Here is an 18078-nt window from a genome sequence, read left to right on the forward strand (position 1 = left end):
GCCCCAGGAATTTGCCCTGGCGGCGGCCCTGCAGGCCGCCGAATGAGATCCGGAAGCTCACCTTCCGGCCGGACCAAAATCTGGGGGACCCTCACCAGGACGTTGCCCTGAACGAGCGTAGCGCGCACGTGGGTGCCGACAGCGCCATGGCGGCGACCGAGTCCGCGACCCTGACGGCCTATCTCTTCATCGCACTGAGCGTGCTCGCGGCCTGCGGCGCGGCCGCTTTCGTGCTGCTGCACGTCTCGCGTCCGATCCAGGCGATGACGGGCGTGATGACCGGCCTGGCCGCGGGCGACACGGGCGGCGAGCTGCCCCACCGCGCGCGCCGCGACGAGGTCGGTGCGATGGCGGCGGCCGTCCAGGTGTTCAAGGACAACCTGATCCGCACCCGCCGTCTGGAAGAGGAGACCGCGCAGGCGCGCTTGGCCGCCGAGGAGCAGCGCAAGGCCGGCATGCGGCAGATGGCCGATGGCTTTGAGGCCGCGGTCGGTGGCATCATCGGCACGGTGTCATCCTCCGCGACCGAGTTGCAGGCGACCGCGCAGGCGATGACCGCCACGGCCACCGAGACCGCGAGCCAGTCGACGACCGTGGCGGCGGCGGCCGAGGAAGCCGCCTCCAACGTCAGCACGGTGGCGGCGGCGGCCGAGGAGCTCGGCTCGTCGGTGCAGGAGATCTGCCGGCAGGTGCAGGGATCGGCCAGCCTCGCGCAGCTCGCGGTGAGCGAGGCCGATCAAACCGGCACCCTCGTCCGGCAGTTGAGCGATGCCGTGTCGCGGATCGGCGACGTGGTCGGGCTGATCTCCAACATCGCCGGCCAGACCAACCTGCTGGCCCTCAACGCCACCATCGAGGCGGCCCGCGCCGGGGCCGCCGGAAAGGGCTTCGCGGTCGTCGCCTCCGAGGTGAAGGCCCTGGCCGAGCAGACTGCCAAGGCGACGCACGAGATCTCCGGCCAGATCGCGCAGATCCAGGCCTCGACCGGGCAGGCGGTGACGTCGATCGCCGGCATCACCGACCGGATCCGCGAAATCAGCGGCGTCGCCACCTCGATCGCGGCAGCTGTCGAGGAGCAGGGCGCGGCCACGCAGGAGATCGTGCGCAACGTGGCGCAGGCGTCGGCGGGGACGAACGAGGTGATGGGCAACATCACCGGCGTGGCGCAGGCCTCGGAGGAGACGGGGGCGGCGGCCGGCCAGGTCCTGTCGGCGGCCTCGGAGCTGTCGCGGCAATCCGAGCACCTGACCGCGGAGGTCAGCCGATTCCTCGCCACCGTCCGCACCGCCTGACACAATCCTATCAACGCTGATCGTCTATCGAGGATCTAACCACCGAGAGTCCGCTTCCGCTTCATTTTCGAGGGGCGGCGGACCGGCGGAAATTAACCCGTAGCCGCCCTTCGGCTGTCGACCCAATCTTGACGTTCAACGCGGATCGCGATGTCCTCCAAAGCCGACATTCAGCTGGATACCGCCCGAACCAATTTTATGGAAATTAGACCTACAAGATGTTTGTGTCTCGAAACATTGGTATATTTGAGAACTACTTAATGTTCTGTTCAATCTAGCTTATCAATCGATACTATAAAAATGGAATTTCTGCTTCATATTGCCTCGAATAAATGAGCGGTGATGTTGAGGATTGTTTTGATTGGTATGTTTCAGCGGGGTACGTTTTCGACAGCGATAGTGACAGGAAAATACGCACTCGGTGCTTGCAATACCTCGGGGTCTTCGGCGGTGAAGGCTTGTGCGCCATAACGCACGGCACCAGCATCTCCGTATAGGCTTTTCTTGAAGTAGCTCGTCTGAATGCCATCACGCAAAAGGGTAGTTAACGTGTGGCTCCAGTTGAACCTCACTTTTCTGGCAATCGCAGAAATACCTGCGCTGGTGACATCCCAATGACAGATACCGAGATTGTAAATATCTGCATCCTGCCAAGCATCACGGAAGAAATGTCCTTTCCAAGTATGATCGTCTACGCGTTCCATTTCGATGTTAATTCCAAAATTCGGCACGTCTTGCTGACCTAGAAATGAGTCAATTGGCAGACATTCCCTGTTTATGATCTCATATCCAATGTATCCCGCGATAGAATTCCACGGCTCGGGAGCGTTTGAAGTGGCGATGACATCATAGCGCTTGATGGGGTGCGGATTTCTCGCGGGATGCTTAGAGATTTTATGCGTCATGAAGAATTCTGCAATTGCCATCAAGGATACGATCATTGCAATTATGACTATTCGACGTTTCATTCGGTCACGTTACACTATCGCCAACATCCGTGCCAAGGAGTCACGGCATCTGTCGAACAACACCCTGAGCGAACGGCGCGTGAACGACCAGCGTATGATCAGCCGCGTCATCCACGTGTTCAAGTCTGGCCGTAAGCGGAACAACGCTTCGGAAGGTCGATTTGAGAAGCGGACTGCCTTCTATCGACCCGACCCACGCGTTCCGATAGCCAACAGCGCTCCACGAAAGCGGACGCTCTTCGGCCACTTGGCAAATAATCTAGCGACAGCAACCAGTCGTTCCGCTGCAGCTGAAATCCGACGTTCGAGCCAGCAGGGACCACTCTGGTTTGGTTGGACCTACAACGACCTGTCGCACGGTGTCTGCTTCTCACGGCGGTTGCGAAACTGTGCGGCCTGCGCGAAAAACCCTTAGCTCTACGTTGGAGTAGGCTGAAAGGACTTTCTACCTCCTGCCCCACTCGAATCGGCACCCGACGTGCCCATCCTAAGTCTGGGCGGCAACAAAAAGCCGACAGTCGAAGTTCGACCCCACCTATCCGCCCGCGGCTGCGGCGGCCTTGTAACGCTTACCGGGCCTGTTCGCCCGTTTCCTTGGAAGGACACAAAAACTTCCGTCCTACCGCCTTGCTGACCGATCATCTCCTTCAACAACACGTCCCGCGCGAGGCGGTGCTTGATCGCGACGCGGTCCACCATCCGGAGCGCCTGCGCGGCGGGGGAGCGGTCCGTCACCGGCAGCCGCGCGAAGGCCTGGCTGAGTCGCGTCCCCGCGACGTATCCGATGACGATCCCGACGAGGACCCCGCAGGCGCCGACCAGGATCAGGACACCGATCGTCATGAACCGTCCTTCTGCTGCCACAAATTGCCACCCTTCCGACATTTAGCGCAGGGTCCATCCGCAAGTTCATAGGTCATCTTTACTAGTGGCAGGCGGGAGATCGTCTGCTACGGTCTTTCCAGGACTCAAAGAGGTCCTGCAAAGACCCTGCGATATGGTTTGAAACGGAGGAGCTAAAATATGCAGCTATCCGCGAACTTACCGATACCATTCGCGAACTTAATGACGAAGAGATTATGAATGTGGCTGGCGGCACTGTGCCGCCTTCATGTACCCTTTAGGCGATGCGCAATGCTGCAGTGGTAGGCGCGATCAGCGGTGCAGTACCCGCGGCATTTTTCGGCAGCTTACCGGCGATAGGCGGGGCGGTTTTTGGGGCTTCGATCGGAGGGCTCGGTCAGCTGATGTCATGTCGCGCTGATCTAAAGTAACCCTTAAACCTGATAGGGTGTTGGGGAGAAAATTCTGCAACACCCTATCCTCTCCTGATCCGCCCCCACTGGCGTGGTCTGCCCTGAAGTATGGCCTTCGGGCCAGTTTGCTGGGTTAGGGGCAGCCGGTTTCGACCCCGAGCGGACGGCCCGCATGGGACCCAACTCGGCCAGTGGGACTGCCGTCGGAGCTTCTCCAAAGCGGCCGTCAAACGCCGATGTCACCGATGGCCAGCTTACGATCTCGCTCTGCCATTTCGCCATCGTCGCCGGGAAATAGCATCTGTATGCTGTCGATCGCGGCCCGTTCTTGTACTTGCTCAACAAACGGCCGTAGCCCTTCCTCATAAGAATGAAATGCGGCGGCATGGTTGTCCGGATGCCGCGCCAAGGCGTCGGCCAGCCTTCCCGCGCCGATGATGGCCATCGAGCCACCGAGGCCTGCGAACGGGGACACGCAATAGCCTGCGTCGCCGACAAGAACGATGCGCCCGTGAGACCACGTCGGCATCCTGATCTGGCTGATACGATCAAAATAGAAGTCGTTGTCCTCGCCCATACGAGCGAGCATATCCGGTACTTTCCACTTCAGACCGGAAAAATTTTCCCTGATCAGGCGACGTTGCTGATCCTTGTTCCGGTAGTCGTATTCGATCTCGCCGGCTGTGCGAAACCCGAAGCCAATATCTGTACGATCGTCATAGCCGTTCAGCATCGCCATCCGCCCAGGAACGGCAAAAAGCTCCGAGCTGTTCGGTTCGAGCAGTCCGGTGTCTGGCACGACTTTGAGGTAGAAATATCCGCCCATGAAACGGGTGAACTGCTCACCGTCGCCGAACACCAGTCTGCGCGTATTGGAGCGATTTCCATCGCAACCACATATCAGTGCGAATTCGTGCTGACTGCCGTCGCTGAACGTCGCCGACACCGCCTCCGGACGCTCTTCAATCGCCACGATCGAACGGTTGAACCGCAGTTCCACATCGCCATCGATCGCGCCGCACAGAACATCCAACAGGTCGTCGCGGTGGATCTCGTAGCGCGGCCCCGCCTCATCGTCTGGGTGGTGGGCCATATCGCCCAGCGTTGCGTTTTCCGCATCCTTGAAGGCGAAGCGTCGAGGGGGAAGCGTTCGAGAGCGAACGGCGTCCATCAAGCCCATGCGTGTCAGGATTGCGATTGTCTCGCCCTCGATGTCGACGGGCGTCCCGCCGCGCCGCAGACCCGGTGCGACCTCAACTACCGTGACGCAGTATCCAAGCTGGTTCAGCCAGAATGCTGTGGCCAAGCCGGCGAAGCTCGCGCCGCTTACGAGTGCGGCTCGCGTTTTGCTGGAGGACGCACCGGATACCACGGTTGACGTAGGCATGCCGTCACCTCAGAATGATCTCGATATGAAACTATACTGAGTATATATAGACGTGCAGGAACGGGCAAGCCCCATGCTGGACAGGCGCACACGGAAGCGGCTGGCGACGCGCCAAGCCATCTCCGATGCAGCCACGCGTCTGTTCATGGAGCACGGCTTCGACCGGGTGACGGTCGACGAGATCGCGGAGGCTGCCGATGTCGGCCGCATGACCGTGTTCAACCATTTCCCCCGCAAGGAGGACATGTTCTTCGATCGTGAGGATGAGGTACGCGGAATGGTGGCCGCGGCCTTCCACGGGCGGGATGAGGGAGCAAGCCCGGTCACGGCACTGCGCTTGCTCGCTCATCGTTGTATCGAGGACCGGAACCCTCTCCTCCCGCTTTTCGGTGCGTCGCTGAGGTTCGTGGCGACGGCACTGGCCAGCGAGGCGCTGAAGGCGCGCGCCCGTCAGATGTGCAGCGAGTTCACGCGCGTTTTGGCAGAGATGATGGCAGAGGCGGTTGATCGACCCGCGGACGATCCCGACGCGCATCTGGTGGCGGGCTTGCTCGTGGCGACGTGGAGCGTCGCCTTCTTCGAAGGGTACAAGGTGGCTGAAACGCCCGGCGATGCCGCGGCTGCCGGTCGCGTCTTTCTTCGTCTGATCGATCGTGGTTTCCAAGCCGCCGCGGGCGCGGCAGCAGGAACTCCCTATGCCGAAGCGGGATGAGAATATTTGAAGGCGCAATGACTGGCAGCAGATATTGTGGGGGTTGCTCAGGGCTGTGCGCGGTTACCGCGATTATATTCGCAACAACGAATCCGTTGCCCTGAAGCCGATCTGACAAATAAGTGGACGGTCTGCTATCGACCCACTATCGCCAAAGGGACGGCACAACAGCCTTCTTAAAAGCGGTCGCTTGAACCTGTGGATTCAGGCCCTTCTACAGTCCCGAAATCGAGATGCTTGAACGGCAAGCGGTTCGCTCGATTGCATCGGCAATGGTCCGGTACAGAAATGGCGGCAGATCGTGCCCCATCCCGGCGATCAACATCATCTCCGCATTCGGGATCGCGGCCGCGGTGTCCTCGCCGCAGGCAGGCGGAAACAGAGGATCCTCTGTCCCATGAACAACAAGGGTGGGCGCCGTGATCGCGGCGAGCCGTGACCGGCGGTCGCCAGCTAACCCAACCGCTGCGATCTGGCGTCCGAACCCACCCGGCGCACGGCCTCGCCGAACTTCCTCCCAGAGGAGAGCACGGTGGGCCTCTTCGTCGAATGGATGTGCCGTACTTGCAATGCGCCGCGCGAAGGCAACGCCGTGATCGAGGAAACCAGCCTCGTCCAAGGCGGGATCGGGGGCGGGGCGCATCAACATCGTCATGACGTCAGGCCCTGCCGACGGCAGGTCCGGATTTCCCGTGGTCGACATGATTGAGGCGACCGAGAGCACACGAGACGGGTGCTCGCTCGCCAGGATCTGGGCGATCATGCCGCCCATCGAGCGGCCGACAATGTGGGCTCGGCGGATGGACAGGGCATCGAGCAGACCGAGCGCGTCCGAGGCCATGTCGTCGAGCGTGTAGGCGAGTTCCGGCCGCCGTCCCTCAGTGAGCGCCGAGGCTAAGGTCGCAAAGTCCATCGCGCCATGCTCAGCGAAGTGGGTTGAGCGTCCCGTGTCCCGGTTATCGAACCGCACGACGCGGAAGCCGCGCGTCACCAACTCAAGGCAGAAGGCGTCCGTCCAGCGGATCATCTGCGTACCGAGCCCAGCGATCAGGAGGATCGTGTCAGCCGCCCCGTCGCCGAAGCTGTCGTAGGCCAGGGTGATGCCGTTGGCCGCCACATGGGCTGACCTAAGTTCCGAGCTCATATCCGGACGGCCCGGAGTTGCTCCGCCCACTGGATAAGGCGCTCCCTCATCACCCGGTCACGGACGTGCGCGATCTCTTCAGCGTCCAACCGCTCGACGATCTCGAAGCTGAACGCCTCGGCTCCATGCGCATTCCACGCGGTCTGGAGCGAACGGTGCGTGTTCGTGCCCTGCCGGAGCGTGAACCAGAGGCGGTTCTGGATCTTGGACAGGTCGGGCGCGCCGCCAACCCAAACCTCACCGGAGGCCATGCAGTGGACAGCGTAGATGCCGCTGTCGACGTCTCGCTTCTTGTAGGCGCTCACGGCCGCCTTTCGGTCTTCCATTCTCATCATGTGCCCTCACAGCTTGGCGGCGACGCTATCGAAGGCACCCCGGTGACGCAATATCACCCGGGTAAAATTGACATCAAGTGGTCGATCCGGCTAAGGTGGAGAGGATGGAGGCGCCATGCCTGAAGACCCAATCAGGACGTTCACCGCGTTCGCGGGTGTGCAGCGGCTCGCCAGCGGTCGCTTGATCGACGTGGCTCTCGCCGTGAAAGCGCGGGCGGCGGAAGAAGGCGATCCGATCCTGACCTTCGACGACAGGTCGGGCTCCGTCATGGACCTCGATCTGCGTGGAACAGAGGCGGACATCACCGCACGGTTCGCCGAACTCGCGAATGCGGGAGACGCTACGAGCACCGTCGAGAGCCGAACGGATCCTGATGGTGCGCCAAGAAGCCGAGGTCGCCCGAAACTCGGGGTCATCGCCCGCGAGGTGACGCTGCTTCCCCGTCAGTGGGAGTGGCTTGCATCCCAGCCAGGAGGTGCATCGCAAGCGTTGCGGCGCCTCGTTGATGAAGCGCGGCGGGCAGATGGTAGGCAGACCCTGATGAAGGCCGCGAGAGAGGCCGCCTACCGCTTCCTTTCGGCTTTGGCTGGCGATCTGCCCGGGTTTGAGGAGGTGATCCGGGCGCTTTTCGCCGGGGATGCCAACGGCTTTGCCGAGCGCATGACCGCATGGCCACCGGACATCCGAGACCATGCGCTGAAGCTCGCAGCCCTCACCTGAGCCAGCGAACGACGGCCGATGGCTGAGGTCCGCCCCGTGCAACGGCAGCTTTTCCAGATCCGCGTCAGAAAGCTGACATTCCGGAAACTGACCTGACCGGCTGGCTTTGGACCGGGCTGATTGAGAGGATCAGTTGGGCCCGAGGGAGTTGGACATGCGGCGAGGTCAGAAGACGAGTGCGGAGCAGGTGGTGCTGAAGCTGCGCCAGATCGAGGTGCAGACGACCCAGGGCAAGAGCTTGGCGCTGGCGTGCAAGGAGGCGGAGATCTCCGAGCAGAGCTATCACCGCTGGCGCAAGGAGTACGGCGGTCTCCGAGTCGATCAGGCCAGGAAGATGAAGAGCCTGGAGCGCGAGAACGCGCGGCTGCGGCGGCTGGTAGCCGATCTATCCTTGGAGGATCAGGTGCTGGCGGACGTCGCCTCGGGAAACTTGTAGCCCCCGAGCGACGCCGGCAGGCGGTGGACGGGATCCGGGAGAAGTACGGTCTCTTCCGAACGTCACGCCTGCCGGATCGTCGGTCAGCACCGCGGCACGCAACGCTACGTGCCGACCTTGTTGGCGGACGAGGATGCGCTGACCCGCGCCATCATCGCCCTGGCGTCCGAGTACGGGCGCTATGGCTATCGCCGCGTCACCGCGCTGCTGCAGGCAGACGGCTGGCCGGTGGGCAAGGACCGGGTTCATCCTTCGAGAACCTCAGGATGAGGGCATCTGGCGTCGCGAGGGGCTGAAGGTCCCGCAGAAGCATCGGCCGCGCAGCCGTCTCTGGCTGAACGACGGCTTGTGCGTGCGGCTGCGCCCGCTCCGCCGCAACCGCGTCTGGAGCTTCGACTTCGTGCAGGCCCAGACGCACGACGGCCGAACCTTGCGCATCCTGACGCTGTTCGACAAGCACAGCCGGGCGTGCCTCGCGCTGAAGGTGGCGCGGCGGATCAACAGCCTCGGTGTGATCGAGGCACTGGCCGACGCCATGTGCCTGCACGGCATCCCGGAGCACATCCGCTGCGACAATGGCCCTGAGATGATCTCGAAGGCGGTGCGCCAGTGGGTCGCCAAAGCTGGCTCGCAGATCCAGTACATCGCACCGGGATCGCCGTGGGAGAACGTGTACTGTGAGAACTTCAACGGTAGGCGGCGCGACGAGTGCCTACGCCAAGAGATCTTCGACTCGCTGAAGGAGGCGCAGATCGTGATTGGTCTGTGGCCATCCACCTACAACCGCGTCCGACCGCATTCGTCGCTTGGCTATCGGCCACCTGCGCCTGTCAGCTTCCCAGATCTGGCCTTCCGGCTACCCATGGCCGCTACCATGCAGTAGCCTCCCACTCGGCCCGGGCCAAAATACCGGCCAGGTCAGGTGAGGGGCGTTGTCCCGGCAGCGTGGCAGTTCGCGGGCGCTCGGACTACGCGGAAGCGAGCGTTGATTCGGCTGACGGTGGTACGCTCGCCTGTCAGCGTACCACGGTCCCCTACGAAGTGCTTATGAGGATTGGAGCGGGCGATCGGGATCGAACCGACGACATTCAGCTTGGGAAGCTGACGTTCTACCACTGAACTACGCCCGCCGACATGGTCGGCACGGATAAGGTCTGTCGCGGAGCGCGAGCTCCGAACGGCGCCGTGCGCTCATGTACGGCCATGGTCTAGCAGTTCGACGGCGATGGCGTCAAACGGGTCCGGCATCTCCCGGTCGTGATCCCCGGGCGACCCCGCGTGAGCCCGGCGCGGCGTCCCGGCCGGGTCGGCGGAACGCCGCGGCGCGCGAGCCGTTTCGCTCGAAGAAGCGCGCGTGGCGCCGGACCGAGACCCTGCTGACACTATGTGCGGAATCTGCGGCGAGATCTGCTTCGACCGGCCGGCGGACCCCGCCGCCGTCGACGCGATGATGGGATCTCTGCGGCCGCGCGGGCCCGACGCAGCGGGGCTCTTCGGTTCCGGCCGGGTCGTTTTCGGCCATCGCAGGCTCAAGATCATCGACCTGTCCGAGGCCGGGCAGCAGCCCATGATCGATCCCGCCCTCGGGCTCGCGATCGTGTTCAACGGCTGCATCTACAATTTCCGCGCGCTGCGCGCCGAACTCGAGGCGAAGGGCTACGCGTTCTTCTCGACGAGCGACACTGAAGTGGTGCTCAAGGCCTTCCACGCCTGGGGAACTGCCTGCGTCGAGCGCTTCGCCGGCATGTTCGCCTTCGCGATCCTGGAGCGGGATTCCGGGCGAGTCGTGCTGGCGCGCGACCGGCTCGGCGTGAAGCCGCTCTATTACAGCGAGTCGAAGGGCCGCTTCCGCTTCGCCTCGTCGCTCCCGGCCCTGCTCGCCGCCGGAGACGTCGATACCGCGGTCGATCCGGTCGCGCTCCACCACTACATGAGCTGGCACGCGGGCGTCCCGGCCCCGCTCACCATCCTCAAGGGCGTGCGCAAGCTGCCACCGGCGACGATCCTGACGATCGAGCGGGACGGGACGCGGCACGCGTCGACCTACTGGACCCTGGCGATCGGCCCCCGCGCGGCCGACCGTGGCCGGACCGAGGCGGACTGGCGCGAGGCCGTCCTCGACGCCCTCGGCACCGCGGTCGAGCGCCGGCAGGTCGCCGACGTCCCGACGGGGGTTCTCCTCTCGGGCGGCCTGGACAGCTCGCTGCTGGTGGCCCTGCTGGCGCGCGGTGGCCAGCGCGGCCTCAAGACCTTCTCGGTGGGCTTCGACGCGGTGAACGGCGTCGAAGGCGACGAGTTCAAGTACTCGGACATCATCGCCGAGACCTTCGCCACCGACCACACGAAGCTCGCGGTCGACGGCACCCGGACACTGGAGGCGCTGCCCGCGGCCATCGCGGCGATGTCGGAGCCGCAGATGAGCCACGACGCGGTGGCCTTCCTCCTGCTCTCGCAGGAGGTCGCCAAGCACGTGACGGTGATCCAGAGCGGGCAGGGCGCCGACGAAGTGTTCGGCGGCTATCACTGGTATCCGAAGCTGATGGGCTCGACGGACCCGGTCGCCGATTACGCGAAGGCGTATTTCGACCGCGACCATGCCGAGATGCGGGAGGCCCTGACGCCCGACATGGTCGGCGGCGATCACAGCACCGACTACATCGCGACCTTCTTCGCGAACTCGCGGAGCGACAGCGCCATCGACAAGACTCTGCAACTCGACCAGGAGGTCATGATGGTCGACGATCCGGTCAAGCGGGTCGACAACATGACGATGGCCTGCGGCCTCGAGGCGCGGGTGCCGTTCCTCGACCACGACCTCGTCGAGCTGGCGGCCCGCATCCCGGCGGAGCTCAAGGTCCGGGACGGCGGCAAGTACATCCTCAAGGAGGCCGCGCGGGCGGTCGTCCCGGCCGAGGTGATCGACCGCGAGAAGGGGTATTTCCCCGTTCCGGCGCTGAAGCACATCCGCGGCCCGTTCCTCGACTACGTCCGCGACGTGCTGGACCGGCCCCAGGCGCGCACGCGCGGCATCTTCAACCGCGCCTACGTCGATCACCTGCTCGCCGATCCCGACGGCACGCTGACGCCCAAGGGCAACTCGAAGCTCTGGCAGGTGGCCCTTCTGGAGAGCTGGCTCCAGACGCACGGCGTCTGAGACGGGCCGCGGCACGCCTTTCGCGACGGATCGTGATCGATCGCGCGCTCAAGGTGCCGCGCTTTGTCCACGATCGTCCCGGATCAGCCGGTCGACAGACACCCGGAGAAGCCCGTCGATGTGCCGCTGGATCGCCTACGCGGGACGCACCATCCCGCTGGAGCACTACGTCACCGAGCCGTCCCACAGCCTCGTCTCGCAGAGTATCGCGGCGCTCGAATCGACCGCTGCGACCAACGGCGACGGGTTCGGGCTCGGCTGGTACGGCGATCACCCGGAGCCCGGCCGGTACCGCGAGGTCCAGCCCGCCTGGTCGGACGACAACCTGCGCTACCTGTGCCGGCACCTGCACTCGCACCTGTTCTTCGCGCACGTGCGCGCCGCGACCGGCACGCCGATCACCCGGCCGAACTGCCATCCCTTCGCCTGCGGTCCGTGGCTGTTCATGCACAACGGCTATATCGGCGACTGGAGCCGCCTGCGGCGCCCGGTCGAGGCGCTGATCCCGGACGAGCTGTACCCGTCGCGCGCGGGGACCACCGATTCCGAAGCGATCTTCCTCGGGCTGCTGGGCTGCGGCCTGATGGGACCGGGGCCGCGCCGCGATCCTGTCGAGGCGACGGCGCGCGCGCTCGCGCGCCTCACGGATCTCGCCGGGCCGCATCCGTTCCGGTTCACCGCGGCGCTGGCCGACGGGCGCGATCTCTACGCGTTCCGCTACGCCGCGAACGACAAGGCGAACTCGCTCTACTACCGCGCTTCGGAGGGCGGCGTGGTCGTCGCCTCGGAGCCGCTCGACCGGGATCACGGCACTTGGACGACGGTCGCCGAGAACAGCGTGCTCGTCGCGCGGCGGGACGCGCCGGTGGAGATCCTGTCGCTGGCGCAGTTCGGCCTGGCCGCGCCGCCGGTCGATGACTCGGTCCGCCGGCTGCGCGCCTGAGCGACTCCGCTCAGGCGACGCGGGAGAGGCTGCCGCTCTGCGAACCCTGCGTGCTGCGGGCGGAATCGTAGGCGCGATTGCGCAGGGCGGTCTCGCTCGGGAGCTGGTCGATCACGTTGCCGGACGACGGATCGACCACCTGGAACACGATCGAGCTGGTGTCCGGATCCTGGATGTACCGCGCCTTGCCGCCGTTCGTGCCGATGTCGAGCTTCACCGCGGGCTCGAGCGGCTTGGCGGAGGTCTCGGGCTCGGGCGCCTGCTGGGTCACGGCGGCGGCGGCCGTCGCTCCGAGCGCGTCGAGGCCTTGCGGCCCCGGCGTCGTGGATGTCAGCGTTCGGATCTCCATCGCCGGTCTCCTGCGATCCTGTGATCGAAGGATTGAGGCGCGGTCCTGCCTAATCGTTCCTTAATGGCGACCGCCGGTCCACCGGATGATGCGGCGGGATCGGAGATGCGATGAACATCGCGTTACCGGAGCGACACAAATCCGTGCTGAATTTTCTCCTGGGTCGACTCGGCGCCCAGCCGGTTCGTCTTCCCGCAACGGGACTGCGGCCCGCCCCGCGCAGCGTGGAGCACGCGATGTACAGGATCTCGGCGATGCTCGTCTTGGCGACCAGTCCCGCGCTCGCCGCGCCGGCCGCGGCTGGCGATCCGGGTACGCGCGCGCCGTTCATCCGCGAGCACCGCTGCGCCGTCGTGGAGCGTCTCGACGCCATCCACAGGCGCGGGCCGGTCGACGTCTCGCGCGACCGCTTCATCGTCGTCGCGCCGCACGGACAGGCGCAGCGCTACGTCCAGTGCATCTTCCAGGATCGGGATACGCGGATGTTCTGCGAGGCCGCGTCGGGCGCCTACGGGCCACCCGGCCGAAGGCGCCTGCGGCTGGATGCGACGGCACGGCAGGCGCTGGCGGCGCTCGGATACGTCCAGGCGGACCCGGCGGAGAACTTCGCGCGCCTGGTGGAGCTGGGATCGCCGCCCGACACGGGCATCGCCGCGGATCTGATGCTCGCGGCGCTGCACGATGCCTACGGCGCCCGCCCGGGCGACATTCTCGATATCGAGGCCCCGCACGGCGGAACGCCGGGGCGGGGCTGCGGCGCGCCCGAATCCTGAGCGGACCGGGCGCGCCGCCATCTCACTCGGCGGCGTCGACGTAGAGCTTGCCGCCCTCGGCCAGGAATTCCTGCGACTTCGCCCGCATGCCGGCCTCGGCCTCGGCCTTCGACATCGCGGGCGCCGCGCCCACGACTTCGCCGGCCTCCTCCATCGCCAGCACCTCGGCGCGCAGGTCCTGCGTGATCTTCATCGAGCAGAATTTCGGCCCGCACATCGAGCAGAAATGCGCGACCTTGTGGGCGTCCTTCGGCAGAGTCTCGTCGTGGAAGCGCCGGGCGGTATCCGGATCGAGGCCCAGGTTGAACTGGTCCTCCCAGCGGAAGTCGAACCGGGCGCGGCTGAGCGCGTCGTCCCGGAGCTGCGCGGCGGGATGCCCCTTGGCGAGGTCTGCGGCGTGGGCGGCGATCTTGTAGGTGATGACGCCTGTCTTCACGTCGTCCCGGTCCGGCAGGCCGAGATGCTCCTTCGGGGTGACGTAGCAGAGCATCGCGGTGCCGAACCAGCCGATCATGGCGGCGCCGATGCCCGAGGTGATGTGGTCGTAGCCGGGGGCGATGTCGGTGGTCAGCGGGCCGAGGGTGTAGAACGGCGCCTCGCCGCACTCCTTCAGCTGCTTCTCCATGTTGACCTTGATCTTGTGCATCGGCACGTGGCCGGGGCCCTCGATCATCACCTGGCAGCCCTTGTCCCAGGCGACCTTGGTCAGCTCGCCCAGCGTCTCAAGCTCGCCGAACTGGGCGGCGTCGTTGGCGTCGGCGATCGAGCCCGGGCGCAGGCCGTCGCCCAGAGAGAACGAGACGTCGTAGGCCCGCATGATGTCGCAGATCTCGTCGAACCGCTCGTAGAGGAACGATTCCCGGTGCCCGGCGAGGCACCAGCGGGCCATGATCGAGCCGCCGCGCGAGACGATGCCGGTGACGCGCCGCGCGGTCAGCGGCACGTGGGCGAGGCGCACGCCGGCATGGATGGTGAAGTAGTCGATGCCCTGCTCGGCCTGCTCGATCAGCGTGTCCTTGAAGACCTCCCAGTCGAGCTTGAGCGGGTCGCCGCCGACCTTCTCCAGCGCCTGGTAGATCGGCACCGTGCCGATCGGGACCGGGCTGTTGCGGATGATCCACGAGCGGATGTTGTGGATGTTGCGGCCGGTGGACAGGTCCATGACCGTGTCGGCGCCCCAGCGGATCGACCAGACGAGCTTCTCGACCTCGTCGGCGGCCGAGGAGGTCACGGCGGAGTTGCCGATGTTGGCGTTGATCTTGACCAGGAAGTTCCGGCCGATCGCCATCGGCTCCAGCTCGGTGTGGTTGATGTTGGCCGGGATGATCGCCCGGCCGCGGGCGATCTCGTCGCGCACGAATTCCGGGGTGATGAAGGGCGGGACCGAGGCCCCGAAGCTCTGGCCGTCCGCGAGCGCGGCCTCGGCGCCCGCGAGCATGGCCTCGCGGCAGACGTTCTCGCGATGGGCGACGTAGATCATCTCCTCGGTGATGATCCCCGCGCGGGCGAACTCGTACTGGGTCACCATCTGGCCCGGGGCCGCCTTGCGGATGGTCCGCTCGGCGGGGCAGGGGGCCACGAGCTTGTCGCCCGCGAAGCCGTTATCCTCGGGCTTCACCGCCCGCGGCGCGACGGCCGCGTAACCGCGGGCCGCGACCCAGGGCTCGCGCACGCCGGGAAGGCCGGCGTTGAGGTCGATGCGGGCATCGGTCTCGGTGTAGGGGCCCGACGGGTCGTAGACCCGCACCGGTTCCTCCTTCGGATCGGAGAGGACGATCTCGCGATAGGGGACGCGGATGTCCGGCCGCCCGGCCGGGTTCGCGTACGCCTTGCGCGATCCGGTGACCGGACCCGTGGTCACGGTCTCGGGGCTGCCTTTCACGTCCTTCGGGAGAACGGGTGCGTTCATCGTGGGCCTCTCCTCGTGCTGGAGCGGTCCGGTCCACGCGATGGCCGAGATGAGATGAGGTCGCGCGAGATGCGACCGCAGGTTCCCGTCCCTCCGCCGGTATGAGCCGGATCAGGTTCAAGGGTCAGGGCAGCGTGCCCAATCTCAGCCCTCTTCAGGGCCCCCCTCGGAACGGTTCCAGACTCGGGCCCGCGGACGGCTTTGTCAATGCTGACCGGCCGCCCTAGAAAACACATCCCCGAAACCGTTCGTCCGAACGCACGCGTTCTCCCCCGCCGCAATCGCACCGCAATGCGCCTCATCGCCGGCCTCCTGCTCGCCGCGCTCCTCCTCTGCGGGCTGGCCTGCGTCGCGCTCGCGCTCGGGCAGCGCCGGTTCCTCTATCCGGGCGCCTTCGGGCCGCAGAACCCGTGGACGATCCCGCCGGGCCTCGCGACGATCACGGTCGCGACCCCCGACGGCGAGACCCTGCACGGCCTGTGGCGGCCTCCGCGGCCGGGCTGCGGCGTCGTCGTGAGCTTCCACGGCAACGGGTCCCGCCCCGAGCCGCACGCGGCCCGCTTCGCCGCGGAGCCCTGGCGGGCGCGCGGCTGGGGCGTGCTCACTGTGGCCTATCGCGGCTATCCCGGCTCCACCGGCAGCCCCAGCGAGGACGGGCTGATCCGCGACGGGCTGGCGGCCGTCGAGGCCGCGCGGGCGCGGGCGCCCGACGCGCCGATCCTCCTCCACGGACACTCCCTCGGGGCCGCCGTGGCCGTGGCCGTCGCCGAACGGGTGCCGACGATCGGCCTGTACCTGGAGGCGCCTTTCGACTCGATGATCCACACCGTGCGGCTGCATGTCCCGCTAGCCCCGATCTGGCTCCTGCGCGACACGTACCGCTCGGACCTGCGCATCCGCGACGGGTCGGCGCCCGTGCTGATCGTGCAGGGCCGCGACGACACGGTGGTGCCGGCCAAGCTGGCGCGGAACCTCGCCGAGGCGGCCGGCCCGCGGGCGCGGATCGACGTGATCCCCGGGGACCACGTCTCCATCCTGGGGAGCCGAGATCGCGAGGCCGAGGCGCTGTTCGGACAGGGCGTCGGTCCGGCCTGCCCGCAGCCGGTGGACCAGCAGGGGTAGGAGAGGGAGGCTCGCGTGGTCGGACGGCGCTCGCAGCGCTGGAGCGCCGAGGATCCGGACGGGCCGGGCGTCCCGGGCCCGCCGGACCCGGTCTGCCCCCTCTGCGAGCGCCCGATCCCGCGCCGCGCCCGCTCCAGCCTCCATCACCTCACGCCGAAGCTGAAGGGCGGGACCCATCGCGGCACGGTCCGGCTGCACCAGATCTGCCACTCGGCGATCCACGCCCGCTACAGCGAGGCGGAGATCGCCAAGCGCCTCGCCGACGTCGAGGCCCTGCGCGCCGATCCGGAGATCGCGCGCTTCCTCGTCTGGGTCCGCGGCAAGCCCGACGATTTCCACGCCGCCACGCGCATGACCCGCGAGCGGAAGTCGGCGCGCCGCAAGATCTGACACCTGCCCGGCCGGCGTTTACCGGGCGTTCGTCACATCCGCAGGTGGCCGCCGCCCCGTTCCTTGCCGTCAACCCGAACCGGTCCAGGATCGCCCCGATCGCGAGGGTTCGGACGATGGCCGGGGTCGGGAATACGGGGGATCGACTCGCCTGGGTCGATATCGCCAAGGGGATCTGCATCCTCCTGGTCGTCATGATGCATTCGGTCATCGGCACCGGCGAGGCCATGGGCGGCGAGGGCTTCCTCCACCCGGTCGTCGCCTTCGCGAAGCCGTTCCGGATCCCGGACTTCTTCCTGCTCTCCGGCCTGTTCGTGGGACGGGTGATCGACCGCGACTGGCGCCTGTTCTCCGACCGCCGGGTCGTCCACTTCGCCTATTTCTACCTGCTCTGGCTGGTGATCCAGTCGGTCGCAAAGTACGGCAAGATCGTCGGCGATGCCGGTCCCGCGGCCTTCGCGGTGCATCTCGCCCACGCACTGATCGAGCCCTATTCCAGCCTCTGGTTCATCTACCTGCTGGCGGTGTTCTCGGTGGTCACCAAGGCCCTGCGCCGCGTGCCCGGCGGCGTGCTCCTCGCCGGCGCCGCCCTGCTGCAGATCGCCGACATCCGCAGCGAGTCGACCCTGATCGAGGAGTTCTGCGCCCGCTACGTCTACTTCGTCGCGGGCTACCTGTTCGCCGGGCGGATCTTCGCGCTCGCCGACGCGGCGCGCCGCCGCGTCCCGCTCGCCCTCTGCGGCCTCGCCGCCTGGGCGGTCCTGGAAGGCTGGCTCGCGCTGACCCCGTCGAGCCTGCCGGATCATCCGACCCTCGCCAGCCTGCCGCTGGTGAGCCTCGCCCTCGGCGCGGCCGGAGCCCTCGCGATCGTGGTGGCGGCGGCTCTCATCGGCCGCGCCGGCGGTCCGGTCGCCGAGGCGGTCCGGACCTGCGGCCAGCGCTCGATCGTGATCTACCTCGCCTTCTCGCTGCCGATGGCGGCGACACGGGAGATCCTCGTGCGCACCGGCGCGATCACCGATATCGGCCTCGCGAGCCTGACCGTCATGGCGATGGCGGTGATCCTGCCGCTGGTGCTGGAGCGGCTAGTCCGCGGGACGGCGCTCGACCTGCTGTTCGTCCGGCCGCGCCGGTTCCGGCTGGCCGGGTCCGGGCCTAAGCCGAGCCCGGCCCTGCAGGCGACCTGA

General features: G+C 66.2%; 14 protein-coding genes, 1 tRNA gene, 2 pseudogenes and 1 riboswitch. Of the genes and pseudogenes, 10 read left to right on the forward strand and 7 right to left on the reverse strand.

The features are described from left to right. Positions 1-206: 206 nt before the first annotated feature. Positions 207-1292, forward strand: a pseudogene (locus ACQKQD_RS24190) (methyl-accepting chemotaxis protein); the annotation flags it as partial. A gap of 371 nt (positions 1293-1663) precedes the next feature. Here ACQKQD_RS24190 and ACQKQD_RS24195 read toward each other — a convergent pair. Together ACQKQD_RS24195 and ACQKQD_RS24200 are read right to left on the reverse strand one after the other, a co-directional pair. After that, positions 1664-2218, reverse strand: coding sequence for a hypothetical protein (locus tag ACQKQD_RS24195; RefSeq protein ID WP_427509786.1), 555 nt, complete (start codon positions 2216-2218; stop codon positions 1664-1666). Between the two features lie 1524 nt (positions 2219-3742). After that, on the reverse strand, positions 3743-4903 hold the full coding sequence (locus ACQKQD_RS24200) for an FAD-dependent monooxygenase (protein ID WP_427509787.1): 1161 nt from the start codon (positions 4901-4903) through the stop codon (positions 3743-3745). A gap of 73 nt (positions 4904-4976) precedes the next feature. Between ACQKQD_RS24200 and ACQKQD_RS24205 the strand changes: the two genes are divergently transcribed. Beyond that, positions 4977-5615, forward strand: coding sequence for a TetR/AcrR family transcriptional regulator (locus tag ACQKQD_RS24205; protein ID WP_427509788.1), 639 nt, complete (start codon positions 4977-4979; stop codon positions 5613-5615). A 214-nt stretch (positions 5616-5829) separates the two neighbouring features. On the opposite strand, the gene ACQKQD_RS24210 is transcribed toward ACQKQD_RS24205, so the two are convergent. Both ACQKQD_RS24210 and ACQKQD_RS24215 read right to left on the reverse strand, forming a co-directional pair. Beyond that, the gene (locus ACQKQD_RS24210) at positions 5830-6732 is read right to left on the reverse strand and encodes an alpha/beta fold hydrolase (protein WP_427509789.1); all 903 of its coding nucleotides are present in this window, start codon (positions 6730-6732) and stop codon (positions 5830-5832) included. A 23-nt stretch (positions 6733-6755) separates the two neighbouring features. Next, positions 6756-7091, reverse strand: coding sequence for a GIY-YIG nuclease family protein (locus ACQKQD_RS24215; protein WP_427509873.1), 336 nt, complete (start codon positions 7089-7091; stop codon positions 6756-6758). Between the two features lie 118 nt (positions 7092-7209). Here ACQKQD_RS24215 and ACQKQD_RS24220 point away from each other — a divergent pair, with 118 nt between their 5' ends. Both ACQKQD_RS24220 and ACQKQD_RS24225 read left to right on the forward strand, forming a co-directional pair. Beyond that, a complete protein-coding gene (locus ACQKQD_RS24220) occupies positions 7210-7815 on the forward strand; it encodes a DUF2239 family protein (RefSeq protein ID WP_427509790.1) in 606 nt (201 codons plus the stop codon). A gap of 154 nt (positions 7816-7969) precedes the next feature. Beyond that, positions 7970-9134: pseudogene (locus tag ACQKQD_RS24225) on the forward strand (IS3 family transposase). Positions 9135-9306: 172 nt separating this feature from the next. Here the strand turns inward: ACQKQD_RS24225 and ACQKQD_RS24230 are convergent. Then, positions 9307-9381 (reverse strand) — tRNA-Gly (locus tag ACQKQD_RS24230). Between the two features lie 254 nt (positions 9382-9635). Here ACQKQD_RS24230 and ACQKQD_RS24235 point away from each other — a divergent pair. Further along, positions 9636-11405 (forward strand): N-acetylglutaminylglutamine amidotransferase, encoded by a 1770-nt coding sequence (locus ACQKQD_RS24235; protein ID WP_427509791.1) that lies wholly within the window; start codon positions 9636-9638, stop codon positions 11403-11405. A 118-nt stretch (positions 11406-11523) separates the two neighbouring features. Next, positions 11524-12348, forward strand: a complete 825-nt coding sequence (locus tag ACQKQD_RS24240) for a class II glutamine amidotransferase (RefSeq protein ID WP_091978876.1) — start codon at positions 11524-11526, stop codon at positions 12346-12348. Between the two features lie 10 nt (positions 12349-12358). Here the strand turns inward: ACQKQD_RS24240 and ACQKQD_RS24245 are convergent, their stop codons facing one another. Further along, positions 12359-12697: a flagellar protein FlaG gene (locus ACQKQD_RS24245; RefSeq protein WP_020092829.1), complete on the reverse strand. Its 339-nt coding sequence runs from the start codon at positions 12695-12697 to the stop codon at positions 12359-12361. Between the two features lie 254 nt (positions 12698-12951). On the opposite strand from ACQKQD_RS24245, the gene ACQKQD_RS24250 reads away from it, so the two are divergent. Next, on the forward strand, positions 12952-13470 hold the full coding sequence (locus tag ACQKQD_RS24250; protein WP_128083392.1) for a TY-Chap domain-containing protein: 519 nt from the start codon (positions 12952-12954) through the stop codon (positions 13468-13470). Positions 13471-13492: 22 nt separating this feature from the next. On the opposite strand, the gene thiC is transcribed toward ACQKQD_RS24250, so the two are convergent. Beyond that, the gene (gene thiC, locus ACQKQD_RS24255) at positions 13493-15379 is read right to left on the reverse strand and encodes a phosphomethylpyrimidine synthase ThiC (protein WP_091680898.1); all 1887 of its coding nucleotides are present in this window, start codon (positions 15377-15379) and stop codon (positions 13493-13495) included. Positions 15380-15450: 71 nt separating this feature from the next. After that, a riboswitch (TPP riboswitch) is annotated at positions 15451-15556 on the reverse strand. 114 nt (positions 15557-15670) lie between these two features. On the opposite strand from thiC, the gene ACQKQD_RS24260 reads away from it, so the two are divergent. The 3 genes from ACQKQD_RS24260 to ACQKQD_RS24270 all read left to right on the forward strand — a co-directional run bounded on the left by ACQKQD_RS24260 (position 15671) and on the right by ACQKQD_RS24270 (position 18078). Then, positions 15671-16501 carry an alpha/beta hydrolase gene (locus ACQKQD_RS24260; RefSeq protein WP_427509792.1) on the forward strand — a complete coding sequence of 277 codons (831 nt, stop codon included), beginning with the start codon at positions 15671-15673 and terminating at the stop codon, positions 16499-16501. A 15-nt stretch (positions 16502-16516) separates the two neighbouring features. Further along, complete coding sequence (locus ACQKQD_RS24265; protein ID WP_427509793.1) at positions 16517-16891, forward strand: restriction endonuclease; 375 nt, start codon at positions 16517-16519, stop codon at positions 16889-16891. A gap of 116 nt (positions 16892-17007) precedes the next feature. Then, complete coding sequence (locus tag ACQKQD_RS24270; protein ID WP_427509794.1) at positions 17008-18078, forward strand: acyltransferase family protein; 1071 nt, start codon at positions 17008-17010, stop codon at positions 18076-18078.

This window comes from Methylobacterium sp. NPDC080182 (assembly GCF_050281105.1).
Taxonomy (GTDB): domain Bacteria; phylum Pseudomonadota; class Alphaproteobacteria; order Rhizobiales; family Beijerinckiaceae; genus Methylobacterium.